Annotated in this window: 14 protein-coding genes and 1 pseudogene; 3 read left to right on the forward strand and 12 right to left on the reverse strand. The window is 62.9% G+C overall.

What is annotated here, in order from left to right; all coding sequences use genetic code 11:
- Window positions 1-158 precede the first annotated feature (158 nt).
- The 3 genes from NN5_RS21530 to NN5_RS21540 all read right to left on the reverse strand — a co-directional run bounded on the left by NN5_RS21530 (window position 159) and on the right by NN5_RS21540 (window position 2,067).
- Window positions 159-848: a cytochrome b/b6 domain-containing protein gene (locus NN5_RS21530; protein WP_021246265.1), complete on the reverse strand. Its 690-nt coding sequence runs from the start codon at window positions 846-848 to the stop codon at window positions 159-161.
- A 72-nt stretch (window positions 849-920) separates the two neighbouring features.
- The gene (locus tag NN5_RS21535; RefSeq protein WP_021246266.1) at window positions 921-1,622 is read right to left on the reverse strand and encodes a VIT1/CCC1 transporter family protein; all 702 of its coding nucleotides are present in this window, start codon (window positions 1,620-1,622) and stop codon (window positions 921-923) included.
- Window positions 1,623-1,815: 193 nt separating this feature from the next.
- Window positions 1,816-2,067, reverse strand: coding sequence for a hypothetical protein (locus tag NN5_RS21540; RefSeq protein WP_021246267.1), 252 nt, complete (start codon window positions 2,065-2,067; stop codon window positions 1,816-1,818).
- A gap of 280 nt (window positions 2,068-2,347) precedes the next feature.
- Between NN5_RS21540 and NN5_RS26050 the strand changes: the two are divergent.
- Window positions 2,348-2,533: pseudogene (locus NN5_RS26050) on the forward strand (DUF7079 family protein); the annotation flags it as partial.
- A gap of 28 nt (window positions 2,534-2,561) precedes the next feature.
- Here the strand turns inward: NN5_RS26050 and NN5_RS21545 are convergent.
- A complete protein-coding gene (locus NN5_RS21545; protein WP_021246268.1) occupies window positions 2,562-3,212 on the reverse strand; it encodes a hypothetical protein in 651 nt (216 codons plus the stop codon).
- A gap of 121 nt (window positions 3,213-3,333) precedes the next feature.
- On the reverse strand, window positions 3,334-4,362 hold the full coding sequence (locus NN5_RS21550) for a L,D-transpeptidase (protein ID WP_373280351.1): 1,029 nt from the start codon (window positions 4,360-4,362) through the stop codon (window positions 3,334-3,336).
- A 193-nt stretch (window positions 4,363-4,555) separates the two neighbouring features.
- On the opposite strand from NN5_RS21550, the gene NN5_RS21560 reads away from it, so the two are divergent.
- On the forward strand, window positions 4,556-5,413 hold the full coding sequence (locus NN5_RS21560) for a universal stress protein (protein ID WP_021690797.1): 858 nt from the start codon (window positions 4,556-4,558) through the stop codon (window positions 5,411-5,413).
- Window positions 5,414-5,457: 44 nt separating this feature from the next.
- On the forward strand, window positions 5,458-6,960 hold the full coding sequence (locus NN5_RS21565) for a phospholipase D family protein (RefSeq protein ID WP_021246271.1): 1,503 nt from the start codon (window positions 5,458-5,460) through the stop codon (window positions 6,958-6,960).
- A gap of 84 nt (window positions 6,961-7,044) precedes the next feature.
- Here NN5_RS21565 and NN5_RS21570 read toward each other — a convergent pair whose 3' ends face one another.
- The 7 genes from NN5_RS21570 to NN5_RS21600 form a co-directional block, all read right to left on the reverse strand.
- Window positions 7,045-7,629 carry a hypothetical protein gene (locus NN5_RS21570; RefSeq protein ID WP_021246272.1) on the reverse strand — a complete coding sequence of 195 codons (585 nt, stop codon included), beginning with the start codon at window positions 7,627-7,629 and terminating at the stop codon, window positions 7,045-7,047.
- Window positions 7,630-7,710: 81 nt separating this feature from the next.
- The gene (locus tag NN5_RS21575; RefSeq protein WP_021246273.1) at window positions 7,711-8,121 is read right to left on the reverse strand and encodes a DUF2147 domain-containing protein; all 411 of its coding nucleotides are present in this window, start codon (window positions 8,119-8,121) and stop codon (window positions 7,711-7,713) included.
- A 50-nt stretch (window positions 8,122-8,171) separates the two neighbouring features.
- Window positions 8,172-8,744, reverse strand: a complete 573-nt coding sequence (locus tag NN5_RS21580; RefSeq protein WP_021246274.1) for an HdeD family acid-resistance protein — start codon at window positions 8,742-8,744, stop codon at window positions 8,172-8,174.
- A gap of 140 nt (window positions 8,745-8,884) precedes the next feature.
- The gene (locus tag NN5_RS21585) at window positions 8,885-10,108 is read right to left on the reverse strand and encodes a phospholipase A (RefSeq protein WP_021246275.1); all 1,224 of its coding nucleotides are present in this window, start codon (window positions 10,106-10,108) and stop codon (window positions 8,885-8,887) included.
- A complete protein-coding gene (locus NN5_RS21590) occupies window positions 10,105-11,298 on the reverse strand; it encodes an acetate/propionate family kinase (protein ID WP_021246276.1) in 1,194 nt (397 codons plus the stop codon). The genes NN5_RS21585 and NN5_RS21590 overlap by 4 nt, the downstream gene beginning before the upstream one ends.
- The gene (locus NN5_RS21595; protein WP_021690796.1) at window positions 11,295-12,716 is read right to left on the reverse strand and encodes a bifunctional enoyl-CoA hydratase/phosphate acetyltransferase; all 1,422 of its coding nucleotides are present in this window, start codon (window positions 12,714-12,716) and stop codon (window positions 11,295-11,297) included. The genes NN5_RS21590 and NN5_RS21595 overlap by 4 nt, the downstream gene beginning before the upstream one ends.
- A gap of 3 nt (window positions 12,717-12,719) precedes the next feature.
- Window positions 12,720-14,474, reverse strand: a complete 1,755-nt coding sequence (locus tag NN5_RS21600) for a PHA/PHB synthase family protein (RefSeq protein ID WP_021246278.1) — start codon at window positions 14,472-14,474, stop codon at window positions 12,720-12,722.
- Window positions 14,475-14,637: the final 163 nt, after the last annotated feature.

The following is a 14,637-nucleotide window of genomic DNA, read 5'->3' on the forward strand; positions in this document are numbered from 1 at the left end:
CACACGAAGCCCCGGCGCTGAAGACCGTCGGCGATCAGTGCCGCCATTCGCTCATTATCTTCGACGATGAGAAGGCGCATGGGTTTAATGTAGACTTTCCACCAGGAACGAAAGGCAAGAAGGATTGAAGCTTTCTACCAGACCATCAACCGATGTTTTCAATCCCTTTCCTCGTGCGAACCGTGATGGGAATGGCGTTGCTGCGGCGCGAAGGCGGTCGGATCCACCATGACAATGGCGATGATTGCCAGAACGATCGCTGCGGCACCAAGTAGAGCCGCAAACAAGCCTGGTCCCCGAGCCTCACGCACATTCGGATAGAGGCTGTTCTTCTTGCGGCCGCTGATCATCGCGCGAACAAGGTTTTCGCCGGTGAGCAGCGACATCAACAGCACGGCGCCGACATGAAGCCCGATCAAAGCAAGCAGGCTGTAGGCGAGGGCTTCATGAAGGTCTTTGTCCATGCCGCCTGCCGCAACGCTGCTGCCGCTCCAGATGACGATTCCGGTCAATCCGATCAGCGCCACGACTGCGATCGCGCCCAGTGGATTATGACCCACGGAACGTCGAGGATGGCCAGCTAGAAGGTCGCGTGCATGGGTGGCGATTGCTGTTGGCCGAATGAAATTCACGAACCGGGCATGCTCGCCTCCGACGAAGCCCCAGATCAGACGGAACGCAAGCAAGGCAGCAGCAGACCATCCTGCGACCATATGCCACGATGCGATCGGACTATCGTCGTCGGAAGAGAGAAACGCGATCGAGATCGCTAGGACCAGCAGCCAATGGAATAGCCGTAGCGGCGTGTCCCAAACCTTGAATGTCCTTGTATATTCAGAATTTGTCATCACGTTCGCCTTTCCAGCTGGAAGGGCTACGGGTGTTCACTGACCGAATCCTGACGATGTGAGCAGCGTGGTTCAAACCACTGTTCCGAACAGCCTCCCGATGCCCGCGGTCGCAGCCAGGGCCAGCGCGCCCCAGAATGTGACCCGTAGGATTGATTTCATGGGGCGGGCGCCCCCGGCCCAGGCGCCAAGCGCGCCCAGCAGTGCGAGAAACAACAGGGTTGCCGCGACCTCGATTGCGACGAGGCTATCATGCGGAACGACGGCGACCAACATCAGGGGCATGAGGGCGCCTGTGCTGAAAGTTGCGGCGGATGTGAGCGCGGCCTGGATAGGGCGGGCGGTCACGACTTCGGAAATGCCGAGTTCGTCGCGGGCATGCGCGGCCAGCGCATCCTTTGCCATTAGTTCGTCGGCTACCTGCCGGGCCAGTTCCTCATTCAGACCGCGTTTGACGTAGATGTCCGCCAGTTCCTGATGCTCGAGCACCGGTTGAACGGCGAGTTCACCTCTTTCCCGGGCGAGGTCGGCATTCTCCGTGTCCGCCTGAGAGCTGACCGAGACATATTCGCCGGCGGCCATCGACATGGCGCCTGCCACCAGCGCCGCCATCCCTGCGACCAGGATATTGGCCTTGCCCGCGCCGGAGGCTGCGACGCCGACGATGAGGCTCGCGGTCGAAACGATCCCATCATTGGCTCCCAGCACTGCCGCGCGTAGCCAGCCGATGCGTGACACCGCATGGCGTTCGGGATGGGATCTTAGTCGGCTCATGGTGTCCTTCGTAAAATGCCGTGAAAAAGTTCAACAGTCTTTCCTGACGAAACCCTGACGATGATTGGTAGCCGGCATAGCTCAGCAATCCCTACTTGAATCGGTCTACATTTGTCGCACCACGCTGAAATCGGCACTCGGTGAAGGGGCCGTCACGCTTGAATCCATAGAGATTGGAGAGACCCGGCCTAGTTCATGTGATCATGGCCTCCTGCAGGCGGCTCATGAGAGGCAGCGCCAATTCCAGATCATCCGGTTCGACGGCTGCCTCCAATATGGTTTCGACGTGCATGACGGCTATGTTCACAGCTTTGGCCTTCGCATGACCGCGGGGATCGATTTCGGAATCCGTCTTCTTGCGAAACTTCGGGGTGAAGAGACTGCAAAAATTACGTAACTCGCGATCGAATATGATCCAGCCCCCCGTTCGATACGGGTCGTCCACGTAATGCGAGTCCTGAACTAATCGCGACAGCGCGTGCGATTATGGGTGAGGATGCGGCCTATCAGGCCGCTTTGATCGCTGCGGAACGTCGCGTATGAGTGAGAGGCGCGTTAGAGGGGCTTACAAGCCGCATCAGCTTCCAGCCCAGGAAATAGCGGAACGGGAGCCGAACTGGGCAAGGATAACTTGCACTACGTCGCTCAATAACTGCGGCAATCCCCATTCGGATAACGGAAACCGAGCGTATATTGCGAGATGAAGCGATACGGCCTTCCGCTCGAACATGATCGCCGTCGCTGGACAATGGAAGCCGTGGACCGAAAGGGAGGTCCACGAAATCGTAGCCCGATCACGGGAAAGGAATTATCTTTCCCGATTGCTGACCCACATGCTTGCCGTTTTTCGCTGGCGGATGATCGAACAAGATTGGCGGCGCCTCCTCTCGCTGCTTGCTCCGTCAAAGTGAGCGGTTTCGCGCGGGCATCGTCCCCAGTCTACCGTTTCGGCGCCTTTGGGCGCTGCGCGCGGATTTCCGCCAGCAGCACGCCAAGATATTTCTCAGCTTCGGCAGCTTCGCTTTCGGGATAGGCGGCCGTCATGCGTCCGCTCCAATAGCCATAGTCGACTGTCGTCAGGCTGGAACGCCATGGTTTGCCGTCGCGATAGCCGGTGAAAGTTCCGCGATAGGCCTTGAGGCGGCGATTGGTTGGGATCGTCGCCGGTCCTTCCGACACGATGGTCGGCGCGGCAAAATGGGACATCGTAGCCTGACGCATGATCATATAGTGGTCGCGTGGCGGCATCTGGTCGATATGGACCACCGCCATCCGCACCACGATGCGATCGTCGCCGGTGCCGAGTGGCCGGTCGTAGCCGATGGCGATATACTCGCCGCCCGGATCGAATGCCCGTTCCCTGAGGCGGGTAAAGCCCTCGAATTCCTCCGGGAAGCGCAGGCCGCTGGCCACGTGGACAAGAGTTGTGCCGTCCGGCGCCAACTCAAATCCGTCGGGTACCGCGATTGCCGTGGCGTCGGCCGAAGGTGGCGCAGCGGGCGCGGTTTCAGCCAGTGACGGAGCCGCCGAGGACAGCCCCAGCAGGATGGCGGCGGCAAGGGAAACTGGAACGCGCAATGATCGGGACATCGAAGTCAAATCCTCTGGTGAGTATGTCGTAATTAGGCCGGTCTTCGCAATTACGGCAGGGGATTGTTTGGAATCAGGCGGTAAGACGCTGCGATGGACGCGAAGTCGGGATTGCACAACGTCATCGTTCGTTTGTATCCGCTTGGGCATCCTCGCCCGTGAGCACGGTCAGGGATGTGCCTGTACTCCCGCTTTCGAGGGTATCGGCCGTGACGATCAGCGTGCTTCCCGGTTTGAGCACCGACAGCAGGCCCCGTCTGAAGTCCTCGGGAAGGATTAGCCGCTCCCGGTCCTGCCGCGAGACTTCCCCCGTCTGTGCACCGCCAAATACAGGGAGGAACATCCAATGCGTCCCGTGTTCGTCGATGGAGGCGAGGTTGAAGGCCTGAAGGCCGGAGATCTTGCCGCGGATGGCGACAGGCGCCGAACCGATTTCGATGCCGTTTCGCAACACCACGGCGCGCTGGTCCGCCGCGCTGACGATTATGGAGATCGGCCCTGTGAGTGCTTTCTCTGGCTGCCAGACCGTCAAAAAGGCATTCCCGAACGACGAGCGCCGGGCCGTATCCTGCAGGATACGGGGAGCTGGGGCAAAGCGCGGAATCTCGCTTGCCTGCGTGATGATGACCGTCAGGCCAAGCTGCGTGACATCATAGAGGTGCTCGGCGAACGTCAGGGGAAACCGGATGCATCCGTGCGAGGCGGGATAGCCCGGAAGATTGCCGGCGTGCATGGCAATCCCGTCCCAGGTGAGGCGCTGCATGTAGGGCATCGGCGCGTCATTGTAGAGGTTCGATCTGTGCGCGACTTTCTTTTGGAGGATGGTGAAAACCCCGGTGGGCGTTTCGTGGCCGGCTGCGCCGGTGGAAACGGTCGAGATGCCGATCAGGACGCCGTTGCGATAGACATAGGCCCGCTGCCTGGCGAGGCTGACGATGATGACCACCGGACCATCGGGAGCCGTTTCGGGCGCCCACAGGAACTCTCCTGGCCGTAACGCTTCCACGCTCGCCGCGATCGATCCTGGATCAAGCGCCATAGCGCGGATCGGAGCGGCGGTCAGGCAGAGCGCGGCAGTCATGGTGCCGGCAAGAAGCGTTCGGCGCGAGAAGCGTGTCGATGGTGCGTGGGATGCGCCGGCCGTTGCCACGGCAGTGAGCGTCGGGGTTCGCAATATGATGTCTGGTGTTGTGATCTTATCCATCCTCTTCTGATCAGGCCATAATATCGGTCTGCTTCGCGACGGCCAGCGAATCCTTGCCGAAGAACATTTCTGTCCGTCCTGCAAATACACGGCGACACGTTCCTTGGTTGGCGGACCACTGCTGCTATGTTGCGTCGATATGACCCCGCGAACGATTCTGTTTCCAACCGATTTTAGCGGTCGCTGCGACCGAGCCCGCGACCGCGCGATACAGCTGGCGAGCGAGTGGCGCGCACATCTGGTTCTTCTCCATGTTCAGAGGGATCCCGATCCCGCAGACATGCTCGACGGACTGCAGGCTGCCGAGAGTCGCCTTCATGCCCGCTTGCGGGCGGAGGTGGCGGACCCGGATATTCCGGTCGAGACACGCCTCGCCACCGGCGCCGTCTCGCAGGCGGTGCTGGAAGCGTCAACCGCATGCGGGGCGGATCTCATCGTGACCGGCATCTCGCGCCATGACGATATCGGGGATTTCCTGATCGGCACGACCGTGGAGCGCATGATACGCCATGCTCATGCGCCGGTGCTTATCGTGAAGGAAAAGACTCAGCACCACTATCGCCGGGTCTTGGTCGCAACCGATTTCTCCGGCTGCTCGGCCCAGGCGCTTCGCACGGCCATGGCCGCATTCCCCGCTGCCGAGATCACTCTCGTTCACGCCTATCACGTGCCGCTGGAGGCACTTCGGGGCCGGGAAGGGCCGGCAGCTGCGCTGCAGGCCAGGATAGCCTATGATCTGGATGCCTTTCTGGACAGGACCGATCTGCCCGCCGACGCACGCGACAGGCTGGATATCAATGTCGACTATGGCGAGGTTTGCGAGGTTGTCCGCAATCATGTGAAGCTGAGCGAAACCGACCTGGCCGTGATCGGAACGCACGGTCGATCGGCCCTGACGGTGGCGGTGCTCGGCAGCACGGCGCGGGCGCTGCTCAGCCGTCTCGATTGCGATGTCCTGCTCGTGCGCCAGCAGCCGCAGGCGGATGCTGCCGTCTGATCCGGATCGTCATCCTTGCCTGCCTGGGCTTCGTCGCGGCGTCGATGCTCGCGACCTGGGTCTACGGCCTGTTCGCCAGTCGCGCGCAGGGGGAGCCTTCCTACGCACTGTCGATCGAACGCGGCCGGACGCCGCTCGATCAGCGTATTGGCGCCACGACGGATGCGCACCCCGGTGAGAGCGGCCTGCTTTTGCTGGACGAGAATCTCGACGCCTTCGCGGCACGTGGATTGTCGGCGCGCAAGGTCGAGCGCTCGCTCGATCTGATGTATTACATCTGGCACGACGATCTGACCGGCCGCCTTCTTCTGGCCGAGGCCCTGTCCGCGGCCGATCGCGGCGTCAGGGTGCGGATCCTGATCGACGACATCGGCACCAGCCATACATCTGATGCGATGATCGCCATGGCGCATCATCCGCATATCGAGATCCGTATCTTCAACCCGACCCGGGCGCGGCAGGGCGGCTTGCGGCGCGGCATCGAAATGATGCTGCGCGCCTTCAGCGTGACCCGGCGCATGCACAACAAGGCCTGGATCGCTGATGGCCGCGTCGCCATCCTTGGCGGGCGCAATATCGGCGACGCCTATTTCGATGCCGCGACGCAAACCAATTTCCGCGACATGGACGTGCTGGTGATGGGGCCAGCCGTCGCCCAGACGGAGAAGATCTTCGACGATTACTGGAACAGCGGCCTGGCGTTGCCGGTCGATAGGCTTTCGCCCTTGAAAGATCCTGGCGTGGCGCTGACGCGGATCGCCGCCGAATTGAGCAACGCTGCCAATGAGGCTGCCGCGCGCCCCTATCTGGAGCGCATCGCCAAACGGCTCTCGCTTCTCGATCCCGAGACCACGCGGCCCGACTGGACTCGCGCCGCCCGCGTGATCGCCGATCCGCCGCGCAAAGTGCTGGGCAAGGAGGGCAAGAACTGGCTGATGCACGACCTGCTGCCGGTCTTCGATGCGGCGCGGGAAAGGCTTGAAATCACTTCGCCCTATTTCATCCCCGGCGAGGAAGGCACGGCGGCGCTCGCCGCGATTGCGGCAAAGGGGGTTTCGGTCTCGGTCCTGACCAATTCTCTTGCGGCAACCGATGTCGCCGCGGTCCATGGCGGTTATGCGCGCTACCGTGTTCCGCTGCTCGAGGCAGGGATCAAGCTCTGGGAATTGCGGCCCGAGCATCAGGAGCGGGACTTTTCCCTGCGAGGATCGAGCCGGGCAAGCCTGCACACCAAGGCTTTCACTGCCGACGGGCATATGGGGTTCATCGGCTCGATGAACCTGGATCCTCGTTCGGCTTCCCTCAACACGGAAATGGGCGTCCTCTTCGAGTCCGAGGCCCTGGCCCGGAAGATGGCTGCCATCTGGCAGCGCGATACCGCGCCCTCCCGCAGCTATGAGGTCTGTCTGACGTCGGATGGCGACGTGGAATGGGCCGGGAGCCGGAACGGCGTGCCCGTCCGATACGACCGGGAACCGGAAGCCTCGTTCTGGCGCAGACTAACCGCACAGGCCATTGGCCTTCTGCCGCTGGAATCGCAGCTTTGACCCAAGCAGGCTTTCGGCGCCGTCTTCAATTTTGCGTGTTGCCGACGAATGGACCGTCTGCGACGGGGACCTGTTTCCTTGAGATCATGCGCTTGAGCGCGGATCGTTGTCGGAGCGCAGAAATCTGCTCCAGTCGATCTGGGCGAGCGCAGCAAGCAGGATGATCATGCCGATCTGCATCGCGATGCCCCACGGACTGGTGAGGCGCTCGGTAAAGACGTCACCCAGGCTCGATTTGCGGATCACGCCTGCTGTCGCGGCATAGATCGAATAGGAGACGAGACGCCCGACGAAAAACGCTGCTGTGAACTTCCCCAGCCTGATACCCGCAAGGCCGGCCGCTTCGAACAGTTGCGCCGAGGGAAGCGGAGAGAGAGCGAACAGTGCGAGCCCGAAAATCGCGCTTTTCGGTCGGTCCTCGACGACTTTTTTCGCTGCTTCGAGGTTGCGCTTTTGTTTCGCGGGCAAATAGTCCTTGAGAAATCGAAAGCCCCAGGCAAGCAGCAAACGTCCAAGAGCGGCCGCGAGCGCGCCAATGAACACGATCAAGGCGACAGGCAGATCGGTCGTCAGGCCATAGAGAACGATGATCGACCATGTCGGGGGACCGAACGCGGGCAACAGGTTGATACCAAGGACGATCAGGAAGAGAATCAGGCACGCGGTCATTTCGCCTTCGGCGTTATCGCATTTGCGCAGGGTCAGCGAGCCGGATGGGAGAGATGTCTTTCAGCCTGTCAATCCATGCGTCTACTTCTCGACGCGCGTCCAGATCTGCGACCGGCACCCGATGCGCCCGACGAGGCAGCCGTTCGCCTCGAGCCTGTTGCTGTCGAGTACCGTGACGCGCCCGGTGAAGGTCCGGCCGATATCGGGCACGAAAACGCGGCCGCGCCACACGCCGGGCTGCTCCTGCTCGAAATCACGAAACAGCTGTGCGCCCACCAGAGGATCCGGGCTGCCCTTGCGCGCATCGGCTTTCGCCTTGTCGTTAGCCCAGACGACGACACCGCACATCCTGTCGTCGCACGGTTGCGCGCGGATATGCACACTGTTTGCAGGGTTGCGCCAGATAGTCCCGGAAATGCTCGATGCCGGAGCATTTCCGACCGTTGCCGCCAGGATGAGCAAGACCGAAAGCGGTTTGTATCCTCCGATCATCCTGGCGTTTCCTTTGTTGTTCGGGGCAGGGCACCCTTGCCGCACTAAGTCTATAGCTTACCGATGCGGCGCAGACCCATGGCGAGGATGATGAGGAAGGTTCCTCGCAGCAGGAAGCTCAGGCCGACCGCCAATGCCAGGAAGGCAAGTCCGGTCGCGGGATCGCTGAACAGGAGGAGACCGCCCAGAACAGTGTCGAGAACGCCGAGTAGCAGGCGCCAGCCCCGGTCATGCGCAGACTGGAATGCGCCGACGATTTCGAAAACGCCGATGATGAGCAACCAGGCGCCGATCAGCGCGACGAGCGTCAAGGCCCCGGCGAAGGGATTGAAGAAAGTGATGGCGGCCGCGACGAGGCTCAGCACGCCGAGGAGGATCTCGATCCAGCGTGCGCGCCGGGAGAGCGAGGACAACCCGGCCGCGATAGCCAGTATTCCGTATATGAGGAGCGCCACGGCAAGGAAAACACCTGTCGCGAAGCCCGTCGCGATTGGGTTGAGGAGCGCAAAAACGCCGATCAGGATCACGAGCAGCCCATAAGCCAGGACCCAGCCCCAACTGGTCTCCAATGCCGGGTCGGCCATACCATAGGGGCTGGAATAGCGCCTCGATTGTGACGGCATGTGAAGGGCTCCTTCTTGGTGACTCGGAACTTTTGCTGTGAGCGTGTCGACTATTGCCAGAGTGCAACCTCAAGTCGAGCAGGAAGCGCTGATGTCGCAGGAGGCGTCGCTCAAGTGCGTGATGTGCATGAAGGCGGGTTTCAACGCACCAGTGCCACGCCCAGACGAAAACGGGTCGTATGGCGATCATAGTCGAGCAGATTCTCGCCATAGCCGATGAAGCTCTGGCCGAAGAGATAGAAGTCGGGTCCCCCACCCAATAGCCGCGAGAGCGGATAGGAAAGATCGGCGGCGAGTGCGCCTTTGCCGCTGGAGACGCTGAACCGCGTGGATGTCGTAAGGCGTAGGCCGTCATCTTTCCCGACTTCCAGGAAGAGCGAGCTATTGCCCCTGTAGCGGCGGATATCGGGATTGTCGGATTTGTCGCCGACAAGGAGGGAGAAGCGCGGAGCTACCGACAGGCGATAGCCGCCGCCCAGTGGGAAGGCGGCCATCGGCGCCACATAGAGCGTGTTGAGGCTGCGGGAATCGAGACCGGAGCGACCGTTGGATTCATGGCGAAAGCCGCCCTGTGCGCTCAGCGAGATGCCGCGTGTCAACGTAGCTGAAGGGGTCAGGTAGAAGAGTTCCGGCTGATAGTCGATGTTACGAAACGGCGAGGAATCCGCGCCAAGATCCCAGAACATGCGCTGGGTATAGGCAAAATGCAGTCCGTCGCGCCAGGAAAGTGGCAAGCCCTGGGCGCGTCTCGTTCCGAAAATCTGATATTTGAAGCTGATCTGGATGCGTGCGGCGCTGTCGGTGCTCGGACCATAGACAGCATAGATCGGTTCATAGGCCGACAGGTTGGCGAAAAAGGCGTTGCCCGCCGACCGGTCCGAGGGAGGCGGCACAGCCTTGTTTTCCAACCCCGGCGCGTTGGGAGGCCCGGATTGCGCGGAGGTGTTCGTGGCTATTTGCGCCCCTCGGTCCGCGGGCCGCAATGCCAGCGTGATCTGCCGCGTGCCCCATGCGGGAACGGAGATCGCGGCGCCTTCCAGCGACAGATTGGTCCTCCGCGCAAGCCGGTAGGTCGCGCGCGTGAAACCGCCAGGTGGAATGATCGGGTTTGGAGGCGTCGTCGCCATGCGCTCCAGCCAGACGGTGCGAGAGACGCCGCTCTGCTCCACCTGCGCTTCGATGCGGTCCGGAAGGGCCATGCCCTGCGGATCGCCGCTGTCATTGAGCAGGCGCAGATCGACCAGAACGGCGCCGGTTTCGTCCTCCTGCCCGGCATCGCTGATCAGGATTTCGACGGGCGATGCGGCATGAGCCGCGGCAGGGGTGGCAAGCGCGATGGCGGCAAGGCTTATCGCGCGCCTCATGATGGATTCTCCCCCAGCACATGCAAGGTGTGGAGCGCGATCATCCGTTCCTCGTCGGTGGGAATGACGCGCACCGCGACATGGCTGCCGGGCGTGCTGACAAGCGGGGCGCCGGCAGCGTTCGCCTGTTCGTCGAGTTCCACGCCCAGCCATGCGAGGCGTGCGCAGATACGCTGGCGCATCGCGGCGTCGTTCTCTCCGATCCCGGCGGTGAAGACGATGCCGTCCAGCCCGCCCATCGACGAGGCGAGCGCGGCCGTCTCGCGCGCGGCGCGCCAGGCGAACAGCGCCATCGCCTCTTCCGCTTCCGGCGCATCGCTGGCCGCGAGCGCCCGCATGTCGCTCGACAGGCCGGACACGCCGAGCAGGCCGGACTGCCGGTAAAGCATGTCCTCCACATCGGCCGCGCTCATGCCCATGCGGAGCTGAAAGTGCAGGATCACGCCGGGATCGATAGTGCCGCAGCGCGTGCCCATCACCAGGCCGTCGAGCGCAGTGAAGCCCATGGTCGTATCGACGCTCCTGCAGTCCCGCATGGCGCAGAGGCTGGCCCCGTTGCCCAGGTGCGCCGCGACCACGCGGCCCGCGGCCAGCGCCGGGTCGATCTCCGCGAGACGCATTGCGACATATTCATAGGACAGGCCGTGAAAGCCGTAGCGGCGGATGCCCTGATCGTGGAACTTGCGCGGGATGGCCAGGCGCGAGGCGACGTCCGGCTTGTCGTGGTGGAAGGCCGTATCGAAGCAGGCGACCTGCGGCAGGTCGGGTTTCAGCTTCGCGATCGCGCGGATCGCCGCGAGGTTGTGCGGCTGATGCAGCGGGGCGAGGGGGCACAGCGTTTCCAGCCTGTCCAGCAGGTCGGCATCGACCAGGCGGGGCGTGACGAAGTCCAGGCCGCCATGCACCACGCGATGGCCGATGGCGATCACGTCCCGCCCTTCCAGCGGATGATCTCCCGCCCAGGCGAAGAGGTCCGCCAGGAGATCCGCATGGCTGAGCGCAGCGCCGTCCGGCCAGTCCCGCTCGATGAGGATTTCTCCCGTCGCGGAGCGGGCCCGCAGGCTGGGCGCGATGCCGATCTTCTCGATCTTGCCGCCTGCCGAGAGCGTCAGCCCGTCCCGGCCATCGAGCGTGAACAGCGAGAACTTGATGCTGGACGAACCGGAGTTGATCGCGACGACGGCTTTCATGCGCTCGCCGTCCCCGGCAGGCCGGGCGCGGCCTTGGTGGCGGCGCGCGCCATCAGCACCGCGACCGCGCAGGAGGCGAGGCGGGTGCGCAGGCTGTCGGCCCGGCTGGCGAGGATGATCGGCACGCGCGCGCCCAGCACGATGCCTGCCGCGTCCGCACCGCCCAGGAAGGTGAGTTGCTTGGCCAGCATGTTGCCAGCCTCCAGGTTTGGCACGACGAGAATTTCCGCTTTGCCCGCCACCGGCGAGACGATGCCTTTCTCCTTCGCGGCGGCTTCGCTGATCGCATTGTCGAAAGCCAGGGGTCCGTCCAGCACGCCGCCCGTGATCTGACCGCGATCGGCCATCTTGCACAGGGCAGCGGCGTCGAGTGTGGATTGCATCGCGGGATTGACAGTCTCCACGGCGGAAAGGATCGCCACTTTCGGTTCCGCGATGCCGATGACATGGGCAAGGTCGATGGCGTTGCGGATGATGTCCGCCTTCTCCTCGAGTGTCGGCGCGATGTTGATCGCGGCATCCGTGATGATGAGCGGTGTCGGATGGTTCTGGACGTCCATGACATAGGCATGGCTGATCCGGCGCTCGGTTCGCAGGCCCGTGGCGGAGCGCACGATGGCGCCCATCAATTCGTCGGTATGGAGCGAGCCTTTCATCAACAGCTTCGCTTCGCCGCCGCGCACCAGGTCCACGGCCTTTGCCGCCGCTTCGTGGCTATGGGCGGCGGATACGATGCGGAAAGGCGAAATGTCCTTGCCGGCGTCTTCGGCCGCCTTGCGGATCTTCGCTTCCGGCCCGACCAGGATCGGCATGATGAGATTGGCTTCGGCGGCTTCAATCGCGGCCAGCATGGCGGCCGCGCTGCAGGGATGAGCCACCGCCGTCGGTTCCGGCACGCCATTGGCGGTCATCTCGATCAGCTTGCGGTAGCCGTCATGGTCGCGCAGGCTGACCTCCGGCAGCGCCGCACGGGGGCGGCGGACCTTCTCGGCCGGCGCCTTGACTTCGGCCTGGCCGCTGATGACTTCCTCGCCGTCCTGGTTGACGCAGCGGCAATCGAACAGGATATCATGGTGCGCGCGTTTTTCCGCCACCGTCACCGACGCCGTGATCGTGTCGCCAAGGCCTACCGGCCGCGTGAACTGCAGCGACTGGCTGAGATAGATCGCGCCGGGGCCGGGCAGTTCGGTGCCCAGCACGGCGGAGATGAGACCGCCGCCCCATAGTCCGTGCGCGATGACGCGGCGGAACATGTCGGTCGCGGCATAGTCGGCGTCCATATGCGCCGGGTTCACGTCGCCGGACACGAGCGCGAAAAGCTGGATGTCCTCTTCGGTCAGCGTGCGCGAGATACTGGCGGTATCGCCCACTTTTATCTCGTCGAAGGTGCGGTTCTCGATCATGGTTCCGTCAGTCATTGCTCAATGCTCCAGCACATAATGGCCGGGAGCATCGGCGATCGCCGCATAGCCCTTGTCCGCTGCGCCCATGGGCGGCGGCGCACCAGGTTCTCCCGAACGCGCGGCCAGCCATTCTCCCCACGCCGTCCACCATGAGCCTTGCTTTTGCTCGGCGCGGCTTGCCCATTCTTCGGGATCGTAGGAGGTGCCGTCGACCTCGCGGGTCAACACGCGGTAGCGGCGGCCCTTGTGGCCCGGTTCCGAAACGATGCCGGCATTGTGCCCGCCGCTGGTCAGGACGAAAGTGATCTCGGCCCCGGTCAGCAGGTGGATCTTGTGGACGGAATGCCATGGCGCGACATGATCGCGCTCGGTTCCGACCACGAACAGCGGTTTGCGGATGGAGGCAAGGTTGATGGTTCGCCCATCCACCCGGTATTTTCCTTCGGCCAGGTCGTCGTCGAGGAACAGGCGGCGCAGATACTGGCTGTGCATGGCATAGGGCATCCGTGTGCCGTCGGCGTTCCAGGCCATGAGGTCGTTCATCGGTTCGCGCTCGCCCATCAGGTAGGTGGCGAGCACACGCGACCAGACCAGATCGTTGGAACGCAGGATCTGGAAGGCGCCGCCCATCTGGCTGCTGTCCAGATAGCCCCGGCTCCACATCATGTTCTCCAGCAGGTTGAGCTGGCCTTCGTCGATAAACAGGCCCAATTCCCCCGGCTCGCTGAATTCCGTCTGTGCGGCCAGCAGTGTGACGCTGGCGAGCCTGTCATCTCCGTCGCGCGCCATGGCCGCGGCCGCGATCGAGAGCAGCGTGCCGCCCAGGCAATAGCCCATGGCATGGATGCCCGTCGCGCCGGTGATCGCCGTCACCGCATCGAGCGCCGCCATCGGTCCGAGGTGCCGGTAGGCGTCCATGTCGAGGTCACGGTCGGCACTGCCGGGATTGTGCCACGAAATCATGAACACGGTGAAGCCTTGCGCCGTCAGCCAGCGGACCAGCGAGTTCTCGGGCGACAGGTCGAGAATATAGTATTTCATGATCCACGCGGGCACGATCAGGATTGGCTCGGGCCGCACGGTGTCCGTGGTCGGTTCATACTGGATCAGTTCGATCAGCTTGTTGCGGTAGACGACCTTGCCTTTGGCCGTGGCGACGTTTTCGCCCACGCGAAAGGCTTCGGCGCCGACCGGCGGCAGGCCGCGCGCCATGTGCTGCATGTCCTCGACCAGGTGCCGGAAGCCGTCGACCAGGCATTGGCCACCTGTTTCCGCGATCTTGTGTTGGAGAACGGGATTGGTGGCGAGAAAGTTGGTCGGCGCGAGCATGTCCAGCATCTGCCGTGCGGCGAATTCCACCATGTCTTCATGATGTTTCGAGACACCGCCAATGCCTGTCGTCGCGGCGTGCCACCATTGCTGGTTGAGCAGGAAGGCCTGAGCGACGAGATTGAAAGGTAATTCTTTCCAGGCGGGATCGGCGAAGCGCCGGTCCTGCGGCAATGGTTCGATGGCCGGTTCGGCCTCGCTGTCTTCCATGCGGCGCTGCAGATAGTCGAAAAGCCGGGCATGCTTGCGGATGGCCTTGGCGCCAAGCTGCATTTGTTTGCCCGGCGACGTGGCGAGATGAATCCCCCAATCGGCCATGGCAAGCAGGAGCGTGGCCGGCGAAAGGCCGAAAGTCGTCTGCGCGATGGCCGCCGATGCCGTGCGGTCGAGCGTTTCGCTGATTCCGTCCAGCGGATCGTCGGAAGGCGGAGGGGACGTGGCCATGACTATATACTCCGAGTTCCGCTGGAAGGTGCCTCGTCTCTCCGACAGGATTCCACAGCAGATGTTTGGGCCGCCCCTCCCGGTTCTTCTTATGCCGAACGGTACTGCATAGGTAAGATAGAATGCAAGCCGCACGGAGCTTGGTTGCGACCGGACGGCTGGG

Origin of the sequence: Novosphingobium naphthalenivorans NBRC 102051 (assembly GCF_001590985.1) — a bacterium.
Lineage (GTDB): Bacteria > Pseudomonadota > Alphaproteobacteria > Sphingomonadales > Sphingomonadaceae > Novosphingobium > Novosphingobium naphthalenivorans.